An 18725-nucleotide genomic window follows, 5' to 3' on the forward strand; every position below is an offset into this window, starting at 1 on the left:
GGGAGACGCGGGTCAGCCGTTGGTGCCGTTGGCGCGGCCGAGGAGGACCACGCCGATCAGGAACGCCCAGCCGCCAGTGAGGCGACGGCCGAGGTCCTTCGGACGCCACAGCCCCAGCGGGCCCCCGAGGAGCAAGAAGGCGAGGCTCCCCAGCGGCCCCCCGAAGAGGATCAGCCAGATCCAGGCCCACGACGTCGCGCGCCACGGCTGCGGTCCTGCCCCGGCCAGCAGGACGGTGCCGAACCAGGTGGCCAGGCCGAGGACTGCCGGGACGTCAGGCGCGCGCCACCCGTTCCACTCCTGGTACTCGAGGTGGTCGGCGTAGGTGAGCTCGAGGGCCGGCGGGTCCGTCCGCGCGTAGCCCGGCGAGATCGCCGTCAGGTAGTCCTCGAGATCGCCGAGGACCACCGCCGGGTCGCCGTGGGCGGTGATCCGGGAGCCGGCGTTGCGCCGCTTGTCGACCTTGACCAGGGCGTACCGGTGCAGCACGTCGCCGCGCCACCTCAACGTCACCAGCGCCGTGCCTCGCCAGTCACCCACGGTGGGATATCCCACGATCTCGACCTGGGTCACCTCGCCCTCCGCGATGGCTGACTCGAGGTCGTGGAGCGCGGCCTCCTTCTCGCCCAGGAGCACGAACGACACCCCGGTCGTCAGCCACATGGCGATGAACGTCAGCGCGGTCAGCCGCCAGCGGCGGCCGCGCCACTCGTCGTGCACCGGAACGATGGTGCCCGGCGGTTGCGGACTGATCTCCCTCGTCGTCATGTGCCTCACCCCCGGCCACGAGGGTAGGGCCTCAGGACTTCTTCGCGGCAGCCTTCTTGGTCGTCTTCTTGGCGGCGGTCTTCTTGGCCGTCGTCTTCTTCGCGGCGGCCTTCTTGGCGGGGGCCTTCTTCGCGCCCTTCTTGGCCGCCTTCTTCGCCGGGCCGCGCTCGCGGCGCTCGGCGAGCAGCTCGGCGGCGCGCTCGAGGGTGATCGACTCGACGGTGTCGTCCTTGCGGAGGGTGGCGTTGTACTCGCCGTCGGTGACGTACTCGCCGAAGCGGCCGGCCTTGACGATCACCGGCTGGCCCGAGACCGGGTCGTTGCCGAGCTCCTTGAGCGGCGGGGTGGCCGCGCCGCGGCCGCGCTGCTTGGGCTGGGCGTAGATCGCCTTGGCCTGGTCGAGGGTGATGTCGAAGATCTGGTCCTCGCTCGTGAGGCTCCGCGAGTCCGTGCCCTTCTTGAGGTACGGCCCGTAGCGCCCGTTCTGCGCGGTGATCTCCGTGCCGTCCTCGTCGGTGCCGACGATGCGCGGCAGGTCGAGCAGCTTGACCGCCTGCTCGAGGGTCACCGTGTCGAGGGTCATCGACTTGAAGAGCGAGCCGGTGCGCGGCTTGGCGCTCTTGGGCGCGTCCTCGGGCAGCAGCTCGGTGACGTAGGGGCCGAAGCGACCGTTCTTCGCGACGATCTGGAGTCCGGTGTCGGGGTGGTTGCCGATCACCTGCTCCTCGCCGGCCGGGTTGGCCAGCAGCTCCTTCGCCTTGGCCACCGTGAGCTCGTCGGGCGGCAGGTCGTCAGGCACGTTGGCCCGCACCGGAGCACCCGACTCACCGCCGTCGCCCGGCCCCTCGACGTAGGGCCCGTAGCGGCCCACGCGCAGGTTGATGCCGTCCTCGGGCGAGCCGATCGGGAAGGTGGCCATCTCCTTGGCGTCGATGTCGCCGAGCTCGGTCACCAGCGTCTTGAGACCGACCACGTCGCCGGCGCCGTAGTAGAACTCGCCGAGCTCGGAGACCCGGTCGCGCCGACCGCCGGCGATGTCGTCGAGCACGTCCTCCATCGAGGCGGTGAACTCGTAGGACACCTGCCGCGGGAAGTGCTCCTCCAGCAGCCGGATCACCGAGAACGCCAGCCAGGCCGGCACCAGCGCGGTGCCCTTCTTGTAGACGTAGCCGCGGTTGAGGATGGTGCCGATGATGGAGGCGTACGTCGACGGGCGGCCGATCTCGCGGTCCTCGAGCTCCTTGATGAGGGTCGCCTCGGTGTAGCGCGCGGGCGGCTTGGTCTCGTGGCCCTCCGGGGTGAGGGTCGCCGCGGACACCGCGGCACCCTGGGCGAGGTCGGGCAGCCGCGTCTCGGCGTCGTCCTTGCGCTTGGAGGAGTCGTCGATGTCCTCGACATACGCCTTGAGGAAGCCGTGGAAGGTGATCGTGCGCCCGCTCGCGCTGAAGACCGCGTCACGACCGTCGGACGCGGTGCCGCCGATGCGGATCGTCACGGAGTTTCCGACGGCGTCCTTCATCTGCGAGGCGACGGTGCGCATCCAGATCAGCTCGTAGAGGCGGAACTGCTCGCCCGACAGCCCGGTCTGGGCGGGCGTGCGGAAGGTGTCGCCGGCCGGGCGGATCGCCTCGTGCGCCTCCTGCGCGTTCTTGACCTTGGAGGCGTAGGTGCGCGGCGAGTCGGGCAGGTACTCGGCGCCGTACAGCTCACGCACCTGGTCGCGTGCCGCACCGACCGCGGCGTCCGAGAGCGTCGTGGAGTCGGTGCGCATGTAGGTGATGAAGCCGTTCTCGTAGAGCCGCTGCGCGACCGACATCGTCACGCTGGCGCTCATCCCGAGCTTGCGGCTCGCCTCCTGCTGCAGCGTGGTCGTGCGGAAGGGGGCGTAGGGCGAGCGGCGGTAGGGCTTGGACTCGACCGAGCGGACGTCGTACGTCGTGTCGGCGAGGGCGGCGGCCAGCGCCTCGGCGTCGGCGCGCGAGAGGTGGACGCGCTCCCCCTTGCCCTTCAGCTCTCCGGCGTTGTCGAAGTCGGAGCCGCGCGCGACGCGGACGTCGTCGACGGAGTGGAGCTTGGCGGGGAACATCCGCGGGTCGTGGCCGCTGCCGGCGTCGAAGGTGGCGTCGATGTCCCAGTATGAGGCCAGCCGGAACTTCATCCGCTCGCGCTCGCGGTCGACCACCAGCCGGGTGGCCACGGACTGCACGCGGCCCGCGGACAGGCCGGACATGACCTTCTTCCAGAGCACCGGGGAGACCTCGTAGCCGTAGAGGCGGTCGAGGATGCGTCGCGCCTCCTGGGCCTCGACGAGGTCGTCGTTGATGTCGCGGGGGTTTTCGACCGCGGCGAGGATCGCCGGCTTGGTGATCTCGTGGAAGACCATCCGGTGGACCGGGACGCTCTTCGGCGGCTTGAGCTCGTCGAGGAGGTGCCAGGCGATGGCCTCGCCCTCGCGGTCCTCATCGGTGGCGAGGTAGAGAGCGTCGGCGTCCTTGACCAGCTTCTTCAGCTTGGCGATGTGGCTCTTCTTGTCACGCGGCACGACGTAGTAGGGCTCGAACCCGTTGTCGACGTCGACAGCGAGACGGCCCCACGGCTTGTCCTTGATCTTCGCCGGGGTGTCCGCCGCGTTGTTCGGCAGGTCGCGGATGTGCCCGATCGAGGACTCGACGACGTAGTCCTTGCCCAGGTAGCCGCCGATGGTGCGGGCCTTGGCCGGGGACTCGACGATGACGAGCTTTGCCACTTCAGATTGCTCCCTCTTGATGCGCGCCGAGTGTTGCTCGGCGCGGCCACCGTAGCGCTCGATCCCCGTTTCGCCACTCCGCGCCGTCCACAGGGCCGGTCCAACCCGCGCCCAAGTGACACCCAAGAGGGCCCGTCGAGGGTGGTGCACACCACCAGACCGCTACCCCGAGAGAGGGCCGCTCATGTCCACCACCGTCCAGCAGCAGAAGCAGGTCGACCTCCCCGGCCAGACGTACGCCGCCGAGGGACCGCACGACCAGACCGGCATGTACGTCATGCACCACGCCTTCCGCCGCGACCTCGCCCGGTTCCGCTCCGCGGCCCGCAACACCCCGATCGGCGACGTCGCCACGTGGCGGTTGCTGGGCGAGCGCTACGGCCGCTTCGCCAGCACGCTGCACCACCACCACACGGTCGAGGACGACGTCTACTGGCCGGTCCTGCGCCGTGCCGCCGCCGAGCGAGGAGTGCCCGGCGACCTGGACGCCGTCTCCGACAACTCCGACGAGCACGCCGAGATGGACCCGTGCCTCGACCTGTGCGCCCGCGCCTTCGCCGAGATGGCCGAGCACCCGTGCGAGGACCACCGCAACGCCCTCGACCTCCGCCTGGCCGGCCTCGCCGAGCTGCTGCTCGGGCACATGTCGCACGAGGAGCACGAGATCCTCCCCCTCGTGCAGCGGGTGCTCACCCACGAGGAGTTCATGGACGTCGAGAAGACGATCGGCAAGTCCTACAACGGCAAGGACATCCCCTTCATCGTCGCCTGGGCCATGCACGGCCTGCCGCCCGCCGACCGTGACCGGATGTTCGCGCTCGCCGGTGCGCCGTACCGCGTCCTCCACGCCCTCTTCCGTCGCGGGTTCGAGCGACGCGAGGCCCGCACGTTCCGCTACGCCGACCAGCCCTGACGACCGCCGGTCCAGACAGCGCGCGAGGAGGTCCTCGCTGACCTAGGCTGGCCGCCGTGCGGGTGCGGGTGCTGGGCGCGAGCCGGGTGGACGGGGACGACGGCCCGGTCGAGCTCGGCGCGCGCAAGCCCCGCACGATCCTCGCCGCCCTCGCGCTGCGCCTCGACACCGACGTCACCGCCGACGCCCTCGTCGACCTCGTCTGGGGCGACGACGCGCCCCGCGGCGCCTACGGCACGCTGCACTCCTACATCTCCGGTCTCCGCCGCACCCTCGAGCCCGGGCTCGCGCCGCGGGAGAAGCCGACCGTGCTGCTCACGGCCGACGCGGGCTACCGCCTGCACCTCCCGCGTGCGGAGGTGGACGCGACCTGGTTCGCGGACGAGGTACGGCGATCGCAGCGCGCCCTCGCCCCGCTGGCCTCCCAGCTCTCGACCGGTCCCGCGGCGGACTGGCCCGACGCGGCCACGGTCGCCGAGCACGTCGAGCGGCTCGAGACGGCTCTCGGGACCTGGCGGGGGGCGGCCTACGCCGACCTGCTCGACCACCCCGACGTCCTGGCCGAGCGAACCGCTCTCGAGCAGCTGCGGTCCGGGGCGGAGGACGACCGCGCGCTCGGGCTCCTCGCCCTCGGCGAGCACGCCACGGCGGTCGCCGCCACCGAGCAGGCCGCCGCCCGGGACCCGCTGCGCGAGCGCACCCGCGCCCTCCACGCGCTGGCACTCGCCCGGTCGGGCCGCCAGGCCGACGCGCTCGCCGCGCTGCGCGACGTCCGCTCCCTCCTCGCCGACGAGCTCGGGCTGGACCCGGGGCAGGAGCTCCGCGACCTCGAGCAGGCGCTGCTGCGCCAGGACCAGGGACCGCTGCAGTGGCTGCGACGCACCGTCGCCCCCGCAGCCCCCGTCGCTGCACCGGCCCCCACAGGTCCCGAGCCCGCGCCCGGTCGGACCACCTCGACCGTGGGCCGTGACCGCGAGCGCGCCGCGCTCGAGCGCCTGCTGGACGACGCGGCGGCCGGGACGCCGGGCTTCGGCGTGCTCGTCGGCGAGGCCGGCATCGGCAAGTCCCGGCTGCTCGACGACCTCGTGGCCACCGCGCGCGAACGGGGCTTCTGCGTCGCGGTCGGTCGCTGCTCGTCCGACGACGGGGCGCCGGCGCTCTGGCCCTGGCAAGCCCTCCTCGCCGGGCTGGCCCGCGACGGCGAGGAGCCGGTCGACGTACGCCTCCTGCAGCAGCAGCTCGACGACGCCGAGACGGTGCAGGGCCGGGCCTTCTCCACGTGGGCGCTGCTGGGCGACACCGTGCGCGCCCGCGCGCAGCACGATCCCGTCCTGCTGGTGGTCGAGGACCTGCACTGGGCCGACACCCCCACGCTCCGCGCCCTGTCGGCGCTGGCCGAGGCCGCCGCGCCCGGCCAGCGGATCGCCCTGGCCGTCAGCCGACGTCCGTGGCCCGCCCCGTCCGGAGCACTGGGTGAGCTGCTCGAGCTGCTGGCCCGGCGCCACGCACCCCAGCTGGAGCTCGGCGGGCTCGAGCCGGCCGAGGCGCGCGACCTCGTCGCCGGCGTGACCGGCACCGACCCCGGGGACGACGTCGTCGACCGTTGGCACGCACGGAGCGGGGGCAACCCCTTCTTCCTCGTCGAGCTGGCCCGGCTCGGCGGGGACGGCCAGGACCTGCCGACGTCCGTGCGCCAGGTCCTGCTCCGACGGCTCGAGACCGTGCCGGACGAGACGCGCGACCTGCTGCTCCTCGCCGCCGTGCTCGGCCGCGAGTTCTCCCTCGACGTCCTCGCCGCGATCGCGGGGAAGGACCCGGAGGCCACCGACCTCGCGCTGGCAGCAGCACGCGCCGCGGGCATCGTCCGCGACCTCGAGGCCGGCGTGCTCGCCTTCGACCACGCCCTGACGCGCGACGCCGTGGCCGGATCGGTCCCCCCGACCCGCCTCGCCCGCCTCCACGCGCAGGTGGCGCACGCCATCGACGCCGACGAGCAGGTCGCCGCGCTGGTGCACCCCCGCGAGCGCGTCGCCGAGCTCGCCCGGCACTGGCTGGCAGCCGGTCCCACCCACACCGGCCGCGCGTGGCGCGCGGCCGCAGCAGCGGCCGACCAGGCGCGGTCGGACGCCGACCACCCCGGTGCCGTCGCGCTGCTCACCGCCGCCGTCGAGGCCCACCGGCGCGACCCGGCTGGCCGCCGGGAGGAGCTCTTCGACCTCCTGCTGCGGCGCGCACGCGACGCCCAGCTCGGGGCGGACTGGCACGTGGTCGTCGACTGCGTCGTCGAGGCGATCGCGCTCGGCCGCACCGAGGGCGACCCCTTCCTCGTCGCCCGAGCCGCCTCCGAGCTGACCCGGCACAGCGTCTGGTCGGTCCACGAGTACGGCGAGGTCTTCCCCGACGTCATCGACGACCTGCGCTGGGCGCTGGCCCACGTCGACCCGAGCGACGCACCGGCCCGCGCGGTCCTCATGCTGGTGCTGGCCCTCGAGCTCTACTACGACCCGACCGGGCAGGCGGAGGCCGAGGCGCTGGTCGACGAGGGCCTCCGCATCGCCCGCGGCACCGACGATCCCGTCGTCGCGTGGTGGGCGGCCAACACCGCGTGGCTCGCGCTCTGGCGCCCGGTCCACGCCGAGCGGCGTCGCGAGCTCGCGCTCGAGTCCCTGGCCGCCGCGGACCGCACCGAGGCCGGGCCCGGTCGCGACGACCGGCGGGCGGTCTCGCTGACGATGCTGGCGGGCATCCTGCTCGAGCTCGGCGACGTGGCCGGGTACGACGTCCGGGCGCGCGAGGCGGAGGCGGTCGCGCGGCGCCGGAGGCTGATCTACATCGACGTCGCGCTCGGCCTGGTCGAGGTCACGCTCGCCGCCATGCGCGAGCAGCCCGAGCGGGCGACCCTGTACGGCGAGAAGGTGCTGCGGGGCAGTGCCTACGCCGCCATCCCCGGGCGGGAGATGCACGGCTTCGGCGTGCTGACCGGACAGCTCACCTGGACCCCCGGCATCTCCCAGCTGCTCGACCCGATGTGGCAGGCCACCGGAGGCGGCCAGGACGAGATGACCCGCGGCGGCGTGCTCACCGTCGCGGCCCGCTCGGGACGCGTCGACCTCCTGCGCGACGCCGACGAGCGGCTGCACCTCGCCGAGGCCTACGCCGGGTGGACCCCGAACTGGACCGCCGGCCCGCTGTTCGCTGGGCTCGCGGAGACGGCCGCAGCACTGGACGACGTCACGCTGGCGCGCACGGCCGCCGCCGGCCTCGAGCCGATGGCCGGTCGACTGGCGATCTACGGCATCTCGGTGTGCATGGGACCGATCGACGCCTACCTCGCCCTCGCCCTCGCGGTGCAGGGCGACACGGCCCGCGCGACGGTCGTCGCGGACCGTGCCGCAGCCCAGGCCGTCGAGTGGGACCTGCCGGCCGTCACCCGGTGGCTGGCGGGCCACCGCGAGGCGCGGGGCTTCTGAGGGCGGCTACGCGTCCGTCGGCTTGAGCGGGTCGTGGCCGAACGACATCAGCAGGTGCCGCACGTCGTCGTCGTACGCCTCGGGCTCGGGCTCGTCGCCGCGGATCGTGCGCACCTGGTCGACGACGAGCGCCATGGTGTCCGCGTCGTCGGGGGTGACGTCGGTGCGGCGCTTGCCGAGGATCGCGACGACCTGCTGGGTGACCTCGAGGTCGGGGGTCGTCGCCAGAGTCGCGGTGTCCTCCCCCGACGACTGGGTGAGCATCCAGTCGGTCAGCTCGCGGGAGGTCATGGTGACGACGGCGTGGAACTCGTCCCACAGCTCGTCGGTGATCACGGAGTCAGCCATGCGCGGGCAGTACCCACTGCGGTGCGGTCTCACCGCACCGCAGTGGGTCCGTGATCGCCCGGTCAGTGCTGCGACCGGGCATCGATCAGAAGTGCAGCCCCTGGAGGTAGCGGAACCCGGTGTTGGCCGTGGCCGCCGGCGTGAAGTCCGGGGTGTCGTTCTCGACGATGTACTCCTCGACCTGGTGGGCCTTGAAGATGGCCGGGAAGTCGATCACGCCGAGGCCGAGGTCGGCCATGTCGCCGGGCGTCTGCTTGTAGAGCGCCGCGGCGTCGGCACCGTGGCGGTCCTTGACGTGGTACTGGCGGACCTCCTGCGGCGCCGTCCGGACGACCTCGTTGGCGAAGGCCAGCGGGTCGGCCGCGCCGGTGTTCACGCCACCGGTGTAGGCCCAGTAGAGGTCGACCTCGAGGTGCACCAGCGTGGGGTCGAGCCCCTCGGTGAGCACCTCCCACGGGGTCAGGCCCCCACCCAGGTCGATCGTGAACTCGTGGGCGTGGTTGTGGTAGCCGTAGCGCAGCCCGCGCTTGCGTGCCGCCGCCGCCTCGGTGTTCATCTGCTCGACCCACAGCTGCCAGTCGCTCAGCTTGTCGGAGTTGAGGTAGGGCACGACGAGGTACTTCTGCCGGAAGGTGTTGGCGTCGTCGAGCTTCTTCTGCAGCGCGGCCGCGTCGGCGCTGATGCCGTCGTGGCTCGAGGAGGCCCAGATGCCGCGACTGTCGAGCTCGGCCTTCAGCTTGGCCGCCGTGTCGAGGCCGGCCGCCGGGTAGAGGCCGGCCCGCTCGACGCGGGAGTAGCCGTACTTCGCGAGCTGGTCGAGCTGCTGCAGGACGCTGTCGCGCGTGGTCATGGCTGCGCGCAACGTGTAGAGCTGGATGCTGATCAGCTCCTCGGCCACCTCGCGACCCTTGGGACCCTGGGGTCCGTGGCCGCGGCCCCGGCCGGGGTGGGCGGCGGCCGGACCGGCCGTCCCCAGGGCCGCGAGGCCCGCCGCGCCGGCGGCGGCGCCGGCGATCAGGCCGCGCCGGCTGGCGCCCTTCTTCTCCATCGACTCCCGCAGCGCGGCGTCGCCGTCATGTCCGAAACACATGTGGTGCCTCTCTTCCTGGGCTTTCTCGGGGGGTTTCTCGGGTGTTCTGTCAGCCGGCCGGCTGCAGGACGACCTCGGCGTACCCCGTCAGCCCCGGCTGCGAGCCGGCGTCGGTGTACTCCGCGACGAAGACCGCCGCCAGGTCGTCGGTGGCCGGGTCGTGGCCGCCGGGCACGCTGGTGACCAGCGAGCCCGAGCAGCCGTTGGCCGTCGACTGGGGGTGGCCGTGGGTGTCGTGGCCGAGCACGTAGGTCACGGTCACGCGGCTGCAGTCGACCGGGTCGTCGTCGGTGACCTTGAGCTCGTAGGAGACGGTGTCGCCGAAGCGGAACTCCTGGTCGTCGACCGGGGTCACGAACTCGATCTCCGGGGCCTGGTTGCCGACCGTGATGTCGACGTCGGCCGACACGCTGCGCCCGTCCTCGTCGGTGACGCGCAGCGACGCTCGGTAGCTGCCGTCGACGGTGTAGGTGTGGGTCGCCGTCGCCTCACGGCTGTCGACCGTGCCGTCGCTCTCGAAGTCCCAGGCGTACGTCAGGGTGTCGCCGTCGGGGTCGCTGCTGGTCTCGCCGGAGAAGCTCACCGTCAGCGGCCCCTTGCCGGCGGCGCGGTCGGTCGTGATCCGCGCCTTCGGGCTGCGGTTGCCCGTGCCGACGAAGTCGATGCGTGAGAGCTGGGCGTCGGGGTTCTCGGCGAAGTAGCCGTCGCCGTACTCGAGGACGTAGAGCGCGCCGTCGGGACCGAACTCCATGTCCATCGGGTTGTCGGTCACGATGCCGGCCACGACGGACTCGATGGCGACGTCGTCACCGTCGACGTGGAAGCCCTTGATGTAGTCGCGGGTCCACTCGTAGAACATCGGGGTGTCGTCGTAGCGCTTGGGCCAGGCGACCGAGTTGCGGCGCTTGGCCACGCTCGCGTCGTACTGGTAGGCCGGACCGGCCATCGGGCCGATGCCGCCCGTGCCGAGACCCGCGAAGCGCTTCGACTTGCCGTAGGAGTACCAGACCTCGGGCTGGGTCACGGGGGGCAGCTTGCGCTTGCCGGTGTTGTGGACCGAGGTGTTGACCGGGGCCGAGCAGTCGAACGCCTTGCCGCTCTTCTCGGTGCGGAAGTCGTAGTCCATGTAGGGCAGGCGCGCGGTCGCGCAGTAGGGCCAGCCGTAGTTGCCCGGCTCCTCGACCACGGCCCACTTGCCGTGACCGGCGGGGCCGCGCGACGCCTTGGCCTTCTTGGCGTCCGGGGAGTAGTCGGCCACCCACAGCGCGTCGGTGTCGGGGTCGATCTCGATGCGGAACGGGTTGCGCCAGCCCATGGAGTAGATCTCCGGGCGCGTCTTCGGCGTCCCGGGCTTGAACAGGTTGCCCTTCGGGATCGAGTAGCCGCCCTTGGCCTTGGGCTTGATCCGCAGGATCTTGCCGCGCAGGTCGTTGGTGTTGGCGGCCGTGCGCTGGGCGTCGAACGCCGGGTTGCGGTCCTTGCGCTCGTCGAGCGGCACGAAGCCGTCGGACTGGAACGGGTTCGAGTCGTCGCCGGTCGACAGGATCAGGTTGCCCTTGGAGTCGAAGACGATGTCGCCGCCCACGTGGCAGCAGATCCCGCGGTCCACCGGCACGTCGAGCACCTTGCGCTCGGTGCCGAGACGCACCTGGCCGCCGGTGAAGCGGAACTTCGAGACGCGCAGGAAGCCCTTGTAGCGCTTGAAGTCGGCGGCGGTGCCGGTCTCCGGCGCGTCGCCCTCGTTGATCGAGGCGGTGCTCGGGTCGTCGCCCGGGGTGTCGAGCGGCGGCGAGTAGTAGAGGTAGACCCAGCTGTTCTTCTTGCCGTCGAACTTCGGGTCGAGCGCGATGCTCTGGAGTCCCTCCTCGTCGTGGAGGTAGACCGGGATCCGGCCCGCGACGGTGTTGTTGCCCGTCTGGGCGTCGTAGTGCCAGATGACGCCGGCACGGGTGGTGTGCAGGACGTCGCCGTCGGGGAGCACGGCGAGGTCGAGCGGCTCACCGGGCCGGTCGTTGAGGGTGACCTTCTGGAACTGGCGCGACGACGGCGCCTTCTTGGTGTCGCTGTGTCCCTCGTGCGCGGTGGCAGCGGGGAGGGTGGCGAGCAGGGGCAGGCAGAGGGCGGCGCCGGCGGCGACCGCGATCCCGCTGCGGAGGAATTGCGTCATGGGGGGTTTCTCCTGTTTCCCGAGTTGACGAGGAGCCCCTGCAACGTAGGCGTGTGACGAGCGTTACGTCAACGGCCTCACAACTTTTGCTCACCCATCGACACAAGTCGGGGTGACCGAATGACGCGCGGGTCAGACGAGGTACCCCTCCGCGACGAGCTCACGCACCACCGGGACGTACGCCGTGCGGAGCCCGTCCACGTCACGCCCGAGCAGGTCGCCGAGCGCGCCCAGGATCTGGCCGACCGTGAGGTCGCCGTCGCAGGCGCCGACCAGGGCCGCCTCGACCGTGTCGGCGGTTCGCGCCCGGCGGAACCCACGCTGCTGGCGCAGCACGATCGCCTCGGGGTCCTCGGCCCCGGGGCGGCCGACCGTCTCCTGCTGGACGTCCTCGCGGGCGACGAGGGTGCTCGCGAGCAGCTCGTCGTCACCGAGGCCCCGCAGGTCGGTGACCGCGTCGCCCCAGGCGTGGATCGCCGGGCCGATCGGCTGCTCGACGTCGTACGGCCACTCGACGAGCTGGCGGGTGCCACCGCCTGCTCGAGCGCTGCCGCCGAGGCGGACGTTGACCCAGCCGAAACCGACGCCCTCGATGCCGGAGTCCTCGAACCACGAGAGCCAGGTGTCGTAGCGCCGGGTGTAGTCCGGCCCACCGTGGTGGCCGGAGTCCTTGAGCCAGAGCTCGACGTAGGCCGCCGGGTCGAGGGTCTCGCGCTGGACGACCAGCGCGTCGCAGTCCTCGCGCAGCCACGAGCCGAGCCGCTCGTCCCATTCCTGGCCCGCGACGATCGACCAGTTCGCCAGGACCTGCAGCCACCCGCCGTCGGTCAGGTGGTCGGGGCCGGTGCGGACGATGTGCTCGACGACGCGGTCACCGGGCAGGCCCGAGTCGCGGTAGACCAGCCGCTCGCCGGTGGCAGGGGAGATCACGAACGGCGGGTTGGTCGAGATCAGGTCGAACCGCTCTCCCGCGACCGGCTCGAAGAACGACCCGTCGCGCACGTCGACCTCCGCGCCGTTGAGCGCGGCGTTGAGCCGGGTCATCCAGAGCGCGCGGGCGTTGACGTCGGTCGCGACGACGTGGTCGGCGTGGCCGGCGAGGTGCAGCGCCTGCACGCCGCAGCCGGTGCCGAGGTCCAGCGCCGAGCCGACCGGCTCGCGCATCGTGAGCTGGGCCAGGCTCGTCGAGGCGCTCGAGATGCCGAGGACGTGGTCGGGGCCGACCGCGACCGGCGCCCCGTCGAGGCCGGGCGTGAGGTCCGAGACGATCCAGAGGTCGCTCGTCTCGGTCGCGTAGGGCCGGCAGTCCATGCGGGCCGCGACCTCGCTGACGCTCTGCTCGAGGAGCCCGGCGTTGCAGAGCCGGTCGACCAGCCCCGGCAGGGCCCGGTCGGCGGCCTCGCGCGCCACCGGGGTCTGCAGCAGGAACAGCCGGACGAGGGTGTCGAGCGGCCCCCCGGACGTCGTACGACGCAGGGCGGGGAGGGTCTCGTTGCGGCCGAGCGCGCGGTGCGCGTCATCGCCGATGGCCTCGGCCACGCGGTCGTAGGTGAAGTCGGCGGCGACGAGCGCGTCGCGCAGCGGGGCGGCGAAGGACAGGTCGGGGGCAGGCACGGCGCCAGCGTAGGCGCGGTGGACTGAGTAGGGTCACGCCGTGCTCGAACGGACGGGGCCCTGGCTCCACCGCCACCACCGCGCGGTCCTGGCTCTGTGGGCCGTGCTGGTGGTCGCGGGCGCCGTGCTGGGCGGTTCGGTCTTCGACCGCGCCGCGGACGTCGGCCCGCGCCCGGGAGCCGAGTCGACCGTCGTCGGCGAACGCCTGGACCGGCTCGAGACCGAGGGCGAGCAGGTGCTGGTCGTCCTCTCCGGCACCGACCCGCTCGACCCCGCCACCAGCGAGAAGACGGCCGAGGTCGTCTTCGCGCTCCGCGAGGTGAAGGGCGTCGTCGACCTGCGCGACCCGTGGACCACCAACGCCTACGACCTGGTCGCCGAGGACCGCACCAGCGCCGCGGTCGAGGTCGAGCTCGATCCCGCCCTCAGCGACGAGCAGGCGCTGGCCACGGCCGACGACGTGGTCGACCTGCTGCGCCGAGCACCCTTCCCGCACGTGGCGGCCGGTGGCGACCTGCTGGCCGAACGCACCTTCACCGACCAGGCGGTGAGCGACGCGGCGATCGGCGAGGGCGTGGCGCTGGTCGTCCTCCTCGCCCTGCTGGTCCTGGCTCGCGGCAACCTCGCCGCCGGCCTGGTCCCCGTCGGCGCCGCCCTCGCGTCCGTCGCGCTCGCGCTCCTCGCGCTCTCCGGGCTCGCCGGCGTCACCCCGGTCAGCGACTTCGCCGTCAACGTCGTCACGGTGCTCGGCCTCGCCCTGTGCGTCGACTACTGCCTGCTCCTGCTGCATCGCTACGTCGAGGAGCGCGGCGCGGGCACGGTCCCGGCACCGGACGCCCTCGCCCGCACCATGGCCACCGCCGGGCGGACCGTGGTGGTCTCGGGGCTGACCGTCGGGGCCTCGATCGGCGCCCTGCTCCTGCTCGGCGACCCCCTGCTCGACGGGCTGGCCGTGGGCGGCGTGGTCGCCGTGCTCGCCGTCACCGTCACCGCGCTGACGCTCGGCCCAGCGCTGCTGGTCGCGTGCGACCGCTGGCTGCCCGAGCCGGACCGCGGCGTGCTCGGCCGGCCTTCGCGACCGCGCGAGGAGGCCCTGCTCCCCCGGTTCGCCCGCCTCGCCCAGGCCCGTCCGTGGCCGGTGCTGCTCGCCTCGTGCGGTGTCCTCGTCCTGCTCGCCACCCCGCTCCTCGGGCTGCGGCTCGGGGCGTCCGACGCCCGCTCGCTGCCGCCGGGCAGCGAGGCCCGCGAGGTCATCGAGGTGATCGAGTCCGACTACCCCGACATCGCCACCGCCCCCATCGACGTGCTGGCCGACGCACCCTCCGGCGACCCCGCGCTCGAGCGGATGGCCGCCCGGATGGCCGAGCTGCCCGACGTGAAGGACGTCGTGCTGCTGTCCGGGCTGCCCGACGGCTGGAGCCGCTGGATCGTGACCCCCGTCGGGCCGACCAGCGGCGAGGCGGCGCAGCGCGCCGTGACCGACATCCGCGCGCTCGACGACGAGCTCACGGTGCAGGTGGGGGGTCCGGCCGCGGAGCTCGTCGACTCGCGCGAGGCGCTCGGCGCGCGGGTGCCGCTCGCGATCGGGGTCGTCGTACTGGTCGCGGGGCTGCTGCTCCTGCGGCTCACCGGCTCGGTGGTCGTGGCGCTCAAGACGCTCGTCCTCAACGTCCTCTCGCTGGCCGCGATGCTGGGGGTCGTCGTCCTGGTCTTCCAGCACGGCTGGGGCGGTCCGCTGCTCGGCGGCACCGCGACGGGCAGCCTCGACCTCACCACGCCGCTGCTGCTGTTCATGTTCGCCTTCGGCCTCTCGATGGACTACCACCTCTTCCTCGTGGCGCGCATCAAGGAGGAGTGGGACCGGTTGGGCGGCACGCGCGAGGACAACACCCGCGCGGTGCTCGCCGGCATCACGGCCTCGGGACCGGTCGTCACCCTCGCTGCGCTCGCGGTCTCGATCGTCTTCATCGGCTTCGCCGCCGGCAAGCTGGTCAACGTCAAGGAGGTCGGCGTCGGGATGACGGTGGCCATCGTCCTCGACGTGACGATCGTCCGCGGGCTCCTGCTGCCGGCCGCGATGACCCTGCTCGGGGAGCGCAACTGGTGGCGCCCGGGCCTGCGGCGGCGACCCACCAGCCCAGCCTGATGTGAGGATGGTGGCGTGCTCGAGCGACCACCGGACGTCAGCGACGGGGAGATCCTCGACCTGGCTCGCACGCACTGGGACCCCCGCGCCGACGTCGTCGAGCACCTGCCCGTCGGCTGGGGCGCCCACCACTGGCGCGTGGACGTCTCAGGCGAGCCGAGGCTGTTCCTGACGCTCGACCCCGACCTGCCGCGCCACACGGTCGCCAGCCTCGAGGCGGCGTACTCCTCGGCCGCCGCCCTCGACCTCGACTTCGCCTGGCCGTCCCTCCCGTCGTCGCGAGGCCCGTACGTCGTCGCGCTGGGCACGCGGAAGGCGAGCGTCACCGGGTGGCTCGACGGGCAGCGCCCCGAGGAGTCCGTGGCCGAGCTCCCCGACCTGCTGGCCCGGCTCCACGCCGTGCCCGCACCCGACGCTGCGCTGGCGTGGACCAGCGAGGTCGAGCCCGACCTCGGCGACCGGCTGCGCGACCTGCTGCAGCAGCCGTGGTCGGGTCCGCTCGGTCCGGCGGCCCGGGAGCTCGTGGTCGAGCACCTCGCCCGGGTCGGCGCGTGGACCCGCGAGCACGCCCGCCTGCTCGCCCTGGCCGACCCGTCGTCGTACGTCGTCACGCACGGCGAGCCGCACGTGCGCAACCAGTGGGTCGCCCGCGGCCGCACGTGGCTGATCGACTGGGAGTCGCTGCGGCTGGCCCCGCGCGAGCGCGACCTCGCCACGCTGGTGCACGAGGGCCGCGACGTCGACCACGACCCGCAGATGGTGCGGCTCTTCGACCTCGAGTGGCGCCTCGGCGAGGTCTGGTCCTTCGCCCAGTGGCTGCAGGGACCTCATGTCGGTGACGCCGACGACCGCACGGCTCTCGGGGGACTGACGTCCGAGCTGACCCGGCCGCACTTCGACGAGCGCTGAACGGCGGACGGCCCGCCGCCCCCAGAGGGGCGACGGGCCGTCGGCGTCGTACGGTCGGGCGGCGGGTCAGACGGTCGGGCCGACCGGCGCCGCCGGCGCCTCGTCGGTGATCGACGACTCGCGCTGCTTGGACATGTAGACCACGCCGACGATGATCGCAGCCGCCACGAGGGCGATGACGATCCGGAGCACGTCGTTCTCGTCGTCGCCCACGCTCAGCGACACCACCGCGCTCGCGATGAGCAGCGAGACCAGGTTCATCACCTTGATGAGCGGGTTGATGGCCGGGCCGGCGGTGTCCTTGAACGGGTCGCCGACGGTGTCGCCGATGACCGTGGCCGCGTGGGCCTCGGAGCCCTTGCCGCCGTGGTGGCCGTCCTCGACCAGCTTCTTCGCGTTGTCCCACGCGCCGCCGGCGTTGGCCAGGAAGACCGCCATCAGCGTGCCCGTGCCGATCGCACCGGCGAGGAAGCCGGCCAGTGCGCTGAAGCCGAGACCGAAGCCCACGGCGATCGGGGCCATCACGGCCAGCACGCCGGGCGTCACCAGCTCGCGCAGCGAGTCGCGGGTGACGATGTCGACGACCTTGCCGTACTCGGGGCGGCCGGTGCCCTCCATGATCCCGGGGATCTCGCGGAACTGGCGGCGCACCTCCATCACGACCGCGCCGGCTGCGCGGGCGACGGCGTTGATGGCCAGGCCGGAGAAGAGGAACACCACTGCCGAGCCGAGCAGGATGCCCACGAGGACCGACGGGTCGAAGACGAACAGGCTCAGCAGCTCCGAGGAGTCCGCGTTGGACTCCTGCAGCTGGTCGAGGCCGGTCGAGGCGTAGGACCCGAACAGCGCGGTCGCGGCGAGCACGGCCGTCGCGATCGCGATGCCCTTGGTGATGGCCTTCGTGGTGTTGCCGACGGCGTCGAGGTCGGTGAGGATCTGCGCGCCGTTCTCGCTGACGTCGCCGGACATCTCCGCGACGCCCTGGGCGTTGTCCGAGACGGGGCCGAAGGTGTCCATCGCGACGATCGAGCCCACCGTGGTGAGCAGGCCGCAGCCGGCCAGCGCCACCGCGAAGAGCGAGATCGTGAGCGAGCCCGTGCCGAGGAGGAAGGCACCGAAGACGGCCGCGCCGAGCACGATGGTCGTGTAGACCGCGGACTCGAAGCCGACCGAGAGGCCGGACAGGATCACGGTCGCCGGACCGGTGAGCGAGGTCTTGCCGACGTCCTTGACCGGGCGGAACTCGGTGCCGGTGAAGTAGCCGGTCAGCGCGAGGATCGCGGCGGCCAGGATGATGCCGATGACCACGGCGACCGAGGCGATGAGGGCCGGATTGCCGTCGGGGGTCTCCGCGGAGATCTGGTCGAGCACGCTGGCGCCCACGCCGGTGAGGTCGGCGAAGTCCGTCGGCAGGTAGACGAACGACAGCACGACGCTGGCCACGGCGCCGATGGCCGCGGAGAGGTAGAAGCCGCGGTTGATCGTCGTCAGGCCGCTGACACCGGCCTTGGGCGTGGTGATGTAGACGCCGAGCACGGCGGTCAGTGCGCCGATGGCCGGGATGAGCAGCGGGTAGACGAGGCCCTTGTCGCCGAAGGCCTGCGAGCCGAGGATCAGCGCCGCGACCAGCGTGACGGCGTACGACTCGAAGAGGTCGGCGGCCATGCCGGCGCAGTCGCCGACGTTGTCACCCACGTTGTCCGCGATGGTCGCGGCGTTGCGGGGGTCGTCCTCGGGGATGTTCTGCTCGACCTTGCCGACGAGGTCGGCGCCGACGTCGGCGGCCTTGGTGAAGATGCCGCCGCCGACCCGCATGAACATCGCCAGCAGCGCGGCACCGAAGCCGAAGCCTTCGAGCACGGTGGGCGCCTCGTCCTGGAAGAGCAGCACGACGATGCTGGCACCGAGCAGGCCGAGGCCGACGGTCAGCATGCCGACCGTGGCGCCGGTGCGCAGGCCGATGTTCATCGCGCGCTCGCGACCCTCGGTCTCGGCGGCGGCCGCGACGCGCAGGTTGGCGCGGACCGCGAGGCTCATGCCGAGGTATCCCACGGCGGCCGAGAAGCCGGCGCCGACGATGAAGAACACCGACCGGAAGATCCGGATCGCCATGTCGTCGGCGGGCAGGGCGAGCAGGGCGAAGAACGCGATGCCGGCGAAGATCGCCAGCGTGCGGAACTGTCGCTGCAGGTAGGCGTCCGCGCCCTCCTGCACGGCTTGGGCGATCGTCTTCATGTTGTCGGTGCCCTCGCCGGCGGCCAGCACCTGGGACCGGAACATCGCGGCCATCCCGAGCGCGCCGAGCGCGATCAGGGCGACGACGACGACCAGGACCAGGTTTCCACCTTCGAGCTCAGGCGCCACGACCGCGGGCAGAGTCCCCGTCATGCGTGTCCTCCTAGGACGTAAAAGATCCGTGAACGCGCCGGAGTCTACGCAGAGGTGACCCAGATCACGGGAGGGGGTGACCCAGACCACACGGGCACACCGGATTGGAACGTACAAAGCCCCTCCGGGCCAGCCCAGAGGGGTGATGTGGTGCGTGGGGCGAGGC

At 72.5% G+C, this 18725-nt stretch carries 11 protein-coding genes; 4 read left to right on the forward strand and 7 right to left on the reverse strand.

Going from position 1 to position 18725, the window contains the following annotated elements; genetic code table 11:
* Positions 1 to 12: 12 nt before the first annotated feature.
* Both L2K70_RS09995 and topA read right to left on the reverse strand, forming a co-directional pair.
* Positions 13 to 720 carry an RNA methyltransferase gene (locus L2K70_RS09995; RefSeq protein ID WP_236401692.1) on the reverse strand — a complete coding sequence of 236 codons (708 nt, stop codon included), beginning with the start codon at positions 718 to 720 and terminating at the stop codon, positions 13 to 15.
* A gap of 79 nt (positions 721 to 799) precedes the next feature.
* Positions 800 to 3514: a type I DNA topoisomerase gene (gene topA / locus L2K70_RS10000; protein ID WP_236401693.1), complete on the reverse strand. Its 2715-nt coding sequence runs from the start codon at positions 3512 to 3514 to the stop codon at positions 800 to 802.
* 184 nt (positions 3515 to 3698) lie between these two features.
* On the opposite strand from topA, the gene L2K70_RS10005 reads away from it, so the two are divergent.
* Positions 3699 to 4427: a hemerythrin domain-containing protein gene (locus L2K70_RS10005; protein ID WP_236401694.1), complete on the forward strand. Its 729-nt coding sequence runs from the start codon at positions 3699 to 3701 to the stop codon at positions 4425 to 4427.
* Positions 4428 to 4483: 56 nt separating this feature from the next.
* Positions 4484 to 7897, forward strand: a complete 3414-nt coding sequence (locus L2K70_RS10010; RefSeq protein ID WP_236401695.1) for an ATP-binding protein — start codon at positions 4484 to 4486, stop codon at positions 7895 to 7897.
* Positions 7898 to 7903: 6 nt separating this feature from the next.
* Here the strand turns inward: L2K70_RS10010 and L2K70_RS10015 are convergent, their stop codons facing one another.
* The 4 genes from L2K70_RS10015 to L2K70_RS10030 form a co-directional block, all read right to left on the reverse strand.
* Entirely contained in the window at positions 7904 to 8245 is a 342-nt protein-coding gene (locus L2K70_RS10015; protein ID WP_236401696.1) for a DUF3140 domain-containing protein, read from the reverse strand.
* A gap of 85 nt (positions 8246 to 8330) precedes the next feature.
* Positions 8331 to 9335, reverse strand: coding sequence for a sugar phosphate isomerase/epimerase family protein (locus L2K70_RS10020; protein WP_236401697.1), 1005 nt, complete (start codon positions 9333 to 9335; stop codon positions 8331 to 8333).
* Positions 9336 to 9384: 49 nt separating this feature from the next.
* Positions 9385 to 11502: a PQQ-dependent sugar dehydrogenase gene (locus tag L2K70_RS10025; protein ID WP_236401698.1), complete on the reverse strand. Its 2118-nt coding sequence runs from the start codon at positions 11500 to 11502 to the stop codon at positions 9385 to 9387.
* Positions 11503 to 11634: 132 nt separating this feature from the next.
* The gene (locus L2K70_RS10030) at positions 11635 to 13116 is read right to left on the reverse strand and encodes a DUF7059 domain-containing protein (RefSeq protein ID WP_236401699.1); all 1482 of its coding nucleotides are present in this window, start codon (positions 13114 to 13116) and stop codon (positions 11635 to 11637) included.
* Between the two features lie 40 nt (positions 13117 to 13156).
* Here L2K70_RS10030 and L2K70_RS10035 point away from each other — a divergent pair, with 40 nt between their 5' ends.
* Together L2K70_RS10035 and L2K70_RS10040 are read left to right on the forward strand one after the other, a co-directional pair.
* A complete protein-coding gene (locus L2K70_RS10035) occupies positions 13157 to 15262 on the forward strand; it encodes an MMPL family transporter (protein WP_236401700.1) in 2106 nt (701 codons plus the stop codon).
* A gap of 15 nt (positions 15263 to 15277) precedes the next feature.
* Positions 15278 to 16171 (forward strand): phosphotransferase, encoded by an 894-nt coding sequence (locus L2K70_RS10040; protein ID WP_236401701.1) that lies wholly within the window; start codon positions 15278 to 15280, stop codon positions 16169 to 16171.
* 66 nt (positions 16172 to 16237) lie between these two features.
* Here L2K70_RS10040 and L2K70_RS10045 read toward each other — a convergent pair whose 3' ends face one another.
* Positions 16238 to 18559, reverse strand: coding sequence for a sodium-translocating pyrophosphatase (locus L2K70_RS10045; RefSeq protein ID WP_236401702.1), 2322 nt, complete (start codon positions 18557 to 18559; stop codon positions 16238 to 16240).
* Positions 18560 to 18725 lie beyond the last annotated feature (166 nt).

This window comes from Nocardioides potassii, assembly GCF_021648885.1.
Taxonomy (GTDB): domain Bacteria; phylum Actinomycetota; class Actinomycetes; order Propionibacteriales; family Nocardioidaceae; genus Nocardioides; species Nocardioides potassii.

Bases quoted from the DNA above. Each gene is read 5' to 3' on its own strand.
- L2K70_RS10025 (WP_236401698.1), bottom strand. From the start codon at position 11,502: ATGACGCAATTCCTCCGCAGCGGGATCGCGGTCGCCGCCGGCGCCGCC.
- L2K70_RS10005 (WP_236401694.1), top strand. From the start codon at position 3,699: ATGTCCACCACCGTCCAGCAGCAGAAGCAGGTCGACCTCCCCGGCCAG.
- L2K70_RS10020 (WP_236401697.1), bottom strand. From the start codon at position 9,335: ATGTGTTTCGGACATGACGGCGACGCCGCGCTGCGGGAGTCGATGGAG.
- L2K70_RS10045 (WP_236401702.1), bottom strand. From the start codon at position 18,559: ATGACGGGGACTCTGCCCGCGGTCGTGGCGCCTGAGCTCGAAGGTGGA.
- L2K70_RS10015 (WP_236401696.1), bottom strand. From the start codon at position 8,245: ATGGCTGACTCCGTGATCACCGACGAGCTGTGGGACGAGTTCCACGCC.